Here is a 6,905-nt window from a genome sequence, read left to right on the forward strand (position 1 = left end):
CCGATGTAGTGCAAAATGGCTCTGTTGGGCAGCATCACTTCATGGACAACATCTCGCGGCATCTCCTCTTCGCGGACAAGCACAATGCTATCCCAGTAAATTTCCATATTGGTGTGAATTCGTATCAACTCAACGCCACTCGGCAAGGCGCCCAGCGGGAAATACGCTTGCCGAGGCATCCCCGCCGGGTAGCCGATATGCTTTCGCCATACTTTCCATTGCCCATTGGTATAGATCTCTATTGTGGGTGGTGAATACTCAACCCCCGCTTGGTGGGCGGCCATCAAAGTTTGTGAATAGGGGTATTCCACCCAACCGTCGAACACGAGACCATAACGCCCTTGGCTGGTGGCTGGAAACTGTAATGTCAACGTGACTGGCTTAGTCAAAGCGCCAAGATAACGGCGACTTGGGTTCGGCATCGCAGCCGCCACGCCGTCGCGTTCGCGCAAAGCCTTTGTGACCTCAACGTCATTGGCGGTTGCCCTCAAAGGTGACCACCATGCTCGGTAAAAGATAGGACGTCCTGTTGGCGCCGGAACACCAGTCCCCATGCGCTCATCAATGACCATGTGCCATCCCTTTGGCAAGCGCCAACGATGCAAACGAGCGCTGTCGAGATACGTCACTTCTTCCATGGGCTCCGCAATTTCAAAGGTCACTTCCCGCTTGCCGATCGGCGCTAAGCTTTTCGGCAACTGAAAGAACTCCCATGGCCTCGGTGTGACATACGTTCCCGGTGCCAGCATAAATCCGATACCACCGACCCCGAGCACATCAGAGACAAACTGAAACTCACCATTATGTTTAATGAAGACGACCGGACAGCTTGACAGTTGTCTTTGTGTTTCTAACACCCGGTGCAATTGCCCTGGCGCGAGTCCCATCTCAGTCTGGAACACACCATCCGGCCAACGAATTTCCATCAACGACAGTGGCTGACCGTCCGTACGCACGACCAAGGGCGAAATATTCTTTGAAGCGTTCATGGTGCTACGCCAGAACTCGCCATGTCGCATCCGAAGCAATGTACCGATAGCAAGGGCGTTAGAACGCACACTGTCATCTGCACGGATCCCTGTCAATTCGACACCAATCGGTCCAAACTGCGTTGATGTAAACTGCCACAAAGCCAGTCGCCATGCGTTTCCCGCCGACTCAACGGTCAGCAAGGCAAGTCCGTCCAAATCAAACCATGGCGCCATTGCAATCGGCTGCAATTCCGGAAATGTTTGTACAGGTGTCGTACTCATCTCGCCCACCGGCACCAACCGCAGACCATGAGCGTCATTGACCCAGCCAACCTCCCCCATCTGCATGTCCAACCAGGCGGTGACGGGCTCGGATCGGAGAGGCGGTCTTGTCTCAATTTGGTTTGGGCGCCAGCTCACTACTTGCCCATCGTCCCCAATAAGTACCTCCCAACGACCGTCTGACTCTGTATCATAGACTTTTATCCATTGTGGGTGCGTCAGTTTGGTCGCGCTAATGACATGTGTTATCGGCCCCTCCAACAACCGATTTTCTAGCCAACGCAAGGTACCCGACCGATCTGACCAAAGCAGATCAATGTCCCGATCCAAATCCCAGTCGACACTGGTCACAACCGGCTGCCCCGTATAGGTCACTCCGCTTAATACTTCTGGTTCAAAACGCCCACCATCGTCCAAATTTCGCCACAGCACCCACTGACCCTGAGCAGCCTCCCAAATATCAATATCGCCATCGTGGTCCCAATCAATGGCTAAGGCCGCATCACACTTTGCCCTCGAACTCACCTTTTCGGCTGACCAGCCATTTTTCCGTTCACGCAACAATTCGAGCCCACCGGCATGACAGATCAATAATTCCGGTCGCGCCAAGTTACGCGTATCGGTCCACATCACATCCTGTACACCAGACAAACGCACGTCCAGAACCTTGCGAAATTCCTGCTGTGCGACTTGCCAGATACGCACAGACGACGGTTCAAAAGCCGCAATCCAACGCTTATCGCTAACGTAGGCCGAGCGCAACGCCTGGAACGGGCGATCCAAAGTAAAACTGGCCAACAACCGTGGCTGGAAGGTAAGCCGCGCGTTTAAATTGCGTGGCGTGGTTTTATGCGATATTCGCCATGCGCCCACCTCTGCCTTCGGCCCCATTCGGGTATATTTGAATTCCGCTAATCGACTGCGGGGGTCTTTTTTAACTTCCTGATAACGCGTCAGATAATGACGTGCTTTTTTCCTGTCACCAAGCTTTCGGGCGACCATTGCTGCGCCATACCATGCATTCAGCAAATTAGGCATACGCTGACACGCTTGCTCATAATGCGCCAGCGCCGATTCTGTTCGGCCAAGTTGTTCTAACGCTTGGGCCAGAAAGTAATGAACAAAAGCATCCTGCCCATCCTCTCTGACCGCCGCCTGTAACGCCGGTAGTGCCTGATTCGCCGTGCCTTTATACAAGTAAAGAATACCCACAATGTAATTGGCGCGGGCACGCACCTGTTTATCCGAATGTCCTAGCAAGGCGCTGGCTAACTCAATGGCCCGATCGATGTCGTTGTCTTTTTGTCGATTAAGCAATGCCACCGCCCAATCCAACTTTAGATGCGCATTTTCTGGATGGCGCGTCACAAGATGACTCAGAACTTTTTCTGCCTCTGAGTAACGATACTGCCCCATTAAGCCGATGGCTTTCTGATATGTATTGAGGTCCTGCGAAGACAATTGATCGTGTGCTTGGCCGCACGCAGTCAAGAACACACAAAAAATGAGTAAGCACACACTGCGCACGAGATCTACTCCGACAAACGTGATTTTCGAATACGCGCTTTCAAACCTTCAATCGTCGGTCGTTCTGCCTCTGGGGGCAATCGTGACGCGGACGTAAGATAGTCGAAAGCATGGCTGCGAAGATGTCCCATGGTGTCATGCCCTTCTCGGCGTGCGCGTTCTGCCCTCAATGCTGCCAAATGAATGGGCCCCACCACGATTCGCTCGCCGCCACCGGCTTCTGCCTGTGCAAGTATTCGCCCATCGTAGTCAACAATCATGCTGCCACCCGGCCAGGAAAATGGTGGATAATTGGCCAGTTTCGCCCCTTGGTTGGCGGCCACCACATAACACTGATTCTCCAGTGCCCGTGTTCGGTTGACCAAACTCCACCAATTCATTGGCTCTGCTGTGCCCCATGGGTCCATATAAGCCGAAACCCGGACCAAAATTTCAGCACCCTGGGCGCGCAATGCCCGCAACACTTCTGGGAATAGCCAGTCGTAACATATGGCGACCCCAATCCGACCAATGGGGGTTTCGACGACGGGAAACAACGGAGCGTCATAATCCGGCAAGTCGGCCGGACTGGTATGCACTTCCCAGGGAATCCATGGATTCACCTTTCGATAAGTGCTGAGAATGCCCTCAGGACCGAGCAATAACGTGGTATTGAACACATGTCCTGGATAACGGGCGGTTTTCTCAAGAAAGGTCCCGGTCTGAATGTAGCAATCATATTTGCGGCAAAATGCCAAATATTTATCAATGTGTTCGTTCGGCAACGACACCGCCAAATGCTGGTGCAACTCCTCTGCTGTCGAGTAAATCGGCGCCGCATGAGCGAACTCAGGAAACACCAATAGCCGCACGTCAAAAAATGGAGAATAACCAACTATGGCCGACTCAGCGAGTGCAAGTAAGCGCTCTACACGTTCGCCAAGTCCGTCACGAGTCCGCAGGGGCGGAAAGTCTGTCTGAATCGCCGCGGCATAGTAAATATCGTATTGTTGTTGATTCATTTGGCCTGTTCCGGGTGTTCAACGACAATCTGCGGCGCATCAGGCGCCCATTGCCGGGCATATTGCCGCCAATTCCATTGTGGTAATTTTTTCTGCCGATAGGCCGAAAGCTGCTCTGCCAACTCCGGATATTTTGCCCGCAGTCCATGCTTGAGCACTTCAAAAATGGCTTGGGTTTGATAGTCGATCGCGTCCTGCCATTTTCCTTCACGCGCCTTGTGCCAAGCGAGCACTCGGGCACTCTCAAACCCCGGCGCCGCCTCATAAACTGCCTTGGCTATGGCCGCTGCCGATGCTGAGTCATCACTCTGACAGTCCACCATCGCGATGCTGAGTGCCAACATTACCGCCCCATCGCTTGGGTTTAATTGCTTGGCCTGTTTTAGGCGCGCCAAACCATGCTGACAATGCCCGGCCGCGAGCCATGCCAAACCAGCCAAAAAGTGTCCTTTCACATTTTCTGGTTTTAATGCCGCAAAATGTTCAAATTGTTCTGCTGCTTGAGAAAATTGGCCAATACGCATCAGCATCGCAGCGAGTTCACCGGCAGCGTCCGCGTTGTCTGGCTGGATTTTCAAAACATGCTGATACCGCCTTAACGCCTCGTCGTGTTCATTGCTGGCATCTGCGATCTCGGCAAGCTTGAATATCGCAGGCACATAATCTGGCTGTTTGGCCAAAACGCTTTTCAAACGTGTCTTGGCTTCGTCTACTTTGCCTTGCCGCAATTCAATGTAGGCCAACGCTGTATTAAGCCCAGGGTGGTCGGATGCCAATGTCAGTCCCTGCCGATACTTGTCTTCTGCCTGCTGAAACCGTCCAGACTTGGCCAACGCCAAGCCTTCTTCGAGCAGACGTTCTGGCGTCGGAACTAGATTCCGAACGACGCGCATCAGCGGATCCGGATAGCCCGGAGCAATCTCGCCTCGACGAGCAATGGCGGCTTTTGCCTCGTCAATACGGCCCAATTTACGCAACTGAATTGCTAACGGATAATACACCCGGTTGGCAAACGGCTTATTTTTCAACACTTTACGAAAATGCGAGACAGCTTCTTCAGGTCGGTTTGACGCCGCGGCCACCTGACCGAGCAATTCATGACCAAACGCAGCAAAGGGCGCCTCTTTAATCAGCACATTGGCAATGCGCGTCGCTTCGTCATAATCACCCTTTTGCAAGGCAATTTCTCCAATTCTCGCCAGCGTTGGCAAATAATCGGACTTGAGGTCAAAACTCATGCGTAAGGCCGCATAAGCGGAATCCAGCTGTCCACGCGCAGCCTGCACAACGCCATAGAGATAATACCAGCGCGCATCCTTGGGCGCTTGCTGCATCGCCGCCCGATAATATTCCGCCGCCAAAGCCAATTGCTCGGCACTGTGGAGCACCATCCCCATTCGACCCAGCAGTTCCGCTTTTTGCTCAGGTGTATCCGCTTTGGCCTTATCGGCGAGCAGTTTTTGTAGAGCCTTCACCGGCTCTCGGGCGGCGACCGGTAATTTCGAGATGTCAACGGTTGGCAACGCAGCGTAGCCACTCAACCCCAAAAACAAAATAACACTGGCGATCCGACTGGAAAACTTCACTTGGCTTTTCCTTTTGGTTTAAAAATATCTTGGTATTGATTGGTCTGTATCTCTGTAAGAACTTGACGCGTTCCATTCGGCCAAACAAGTTCAATTTTCTCCGGCTTTCGCCCGTCCGGCAAGGCCACCACGATACGGGGATCGTGAGATGACGCATAACTCCCATCGCGATAGGTACGACGCACTATACGTTTGTTTTTCCATTGAATCACAGCCTGAACGCCTGCAACGACTGGCTTGCCTGGCTCACGCCGCGGCGCCAAGCCCAACCAATGTTTTGGATTGGTGCGATTGATAAGTAAGGTTGGGGCACCATCATTGTTATTGATCACTAAATCAATATCCCCATCATTATCGATATCACCGGCCGCCACACCACGCCCAACAGCAAGTTCTGAACGCAACGATGTGGCGTAGGTTTTTTGTTCTACATAAACGCCCTTTGTTGCGATAAACAACTGGTTTCGCTGTTTTAGTGGCGGGACGATGCCAGCCCGGACTTGTTCAGGGATAAGGGTGACAGCCCCATTCGCAACAAAGATATCCGGTAAGTTGTCACCATTGAAATCCTTCCAAACCGTTCCAAAGCCTGTGTAAGGGAGACTTTGCCCTGCGAGTTGCAAGACTGCCGTTTTGTCCGAAAACCAACCTTGTCCATCATTCACGTAAAGCGTGTTGGTTTCGCGAGTCAGGTGGGTCATAAACAAGTCGAGATCACCATCATTGTCAAAATCTTCAGCGACCACACCCATGCTGGCCTCAGCCATACCTGCGCCATTCACGGCTGTTCCAGAAAGCATGCCATCATCAATAAATTTACCGTTACCTCGATTCAACCACATTTGATTTGGCACACCGTCATTGGCCACGTAAATGTCCGGCCAGCCATCGCCATTGAAATCACCTGCGATAACGCCCAACCCGTTGCCATAATGCTTAGCGATACCGGCTTGACCGGTCACGTCCGTAAAATGATCGCCATCGTTGCGCAGCAGTCTATCCGGGACTGGATTGTAACTTTTGGGCGAACAGTAGTCCGGCTCCCCATTGACATTGCGACACGTCTTGTGGCGCGTTAACGAATAATCCACATAGTTAGCCACAAATAGGTCCATATCCCCATCACTGTCATAGTCGACGAAACTGGCACTGACACTCCACCGCCCCTCACCAGCTTGCCACCGTTCGGTTTCGTCAACAAAGCGACCGTTTTTGTTTATCAGAAGTCGGTTTGGGCCGAAGTTTGTCAAATAAACATCAAGCCAACCATCCTGATTCACATCCGCCACCGCTATCCCCATACCATAGTCATGGGTGATCGCCAATCCAGCATCACGACTGACATCTTTCCAGAAAACCTTCTGCTTTGTGGGATCGAGGCCTTCATTTCGACACAATTGATCATGCAGGTCGCCTCGACTAGTTGTCACATTGCCACCCTGAACAAAATAGAGATCGAGATCGCCATCGTTGTCATAGTCAAACAGTGCCACACCACTGCCCATCATTTCATGAAAATAAAGCTTACCGGTCGCACC

General features: G+C 52.3%; 4 protein-coding genes. All 4 read right to left on the bottom strand.

Annotation, left to right across the window (positions count from 1 at the left end):
* On the bottom strand, positions 1–2,780 hold a 2,780-nt coding region (locus tag D6694_07110; protein ID RMH43372.1), incomplete at its 3' end, for a tetratricopeptide repeat protein.
* Positions 2,781–2,785: 5 nt separating this feature from the next.
* Complete coding sequence (locus D6694_07115) at positions 2,786–3,781, bottom strand: nitrilase (protein RMH43373.1); 996 nt, start codon at positions 3,779–3,781, stop codon at positions 2,786–2,788.
* Positions 3,778–5,367 (bottom strand): hypothetical protein, encoded by a 1,590-nt coding sequence (locus tag D6694_07120; GenBank protein RMH43374.1) that lies wholly within the window; start codon positions 5,365–5,367, stop codon positions 3,778–3,780. The genes D6694_07115 and D6694_07120 overlap by 4 nt, the downstream gene beginning before the upstream one ends.
* Complete coding sequence (locus D6694_07125) at positions 5,364–6,875, bottom strand: CRTAC1 family protein (protein RMH43375.1); 1,512 nt, start codon at positions 6,873–6,875, stop codon at positions 5,364–5,366. Before D6694_07125 ends, D6694_07120 begins: the two co-directional genes overlap by 4 nt.
* Positions 6,876–6,905: the final 30 nt, after the last annotated feature.

The organism is Gammaproteobacteria bacterium, from assembly GCA_003696665.1.
Taxonomy (GTDB): domain Bacteria; phylum Pseudomonadota; class Gammaproteobacteria; order Enterobacterales.

What these genes read in the sequence shown, in the direction of transcription:
- D6694_07115 (RMH43373.1), bottom strand. Translation starts at nt 3,781, where the DNA reads ATGAATCAACAACAATACGATATTTACTATGCCGCGGCGATTCAGACA.
- D6694_07125 (RMH43375.1), bottom strand. Translation starts at nt 6,875, where the DNA reads ATGATGGGCAGTGGTGTGGCACTGTTTGACTATGACAACGATGGCGAT.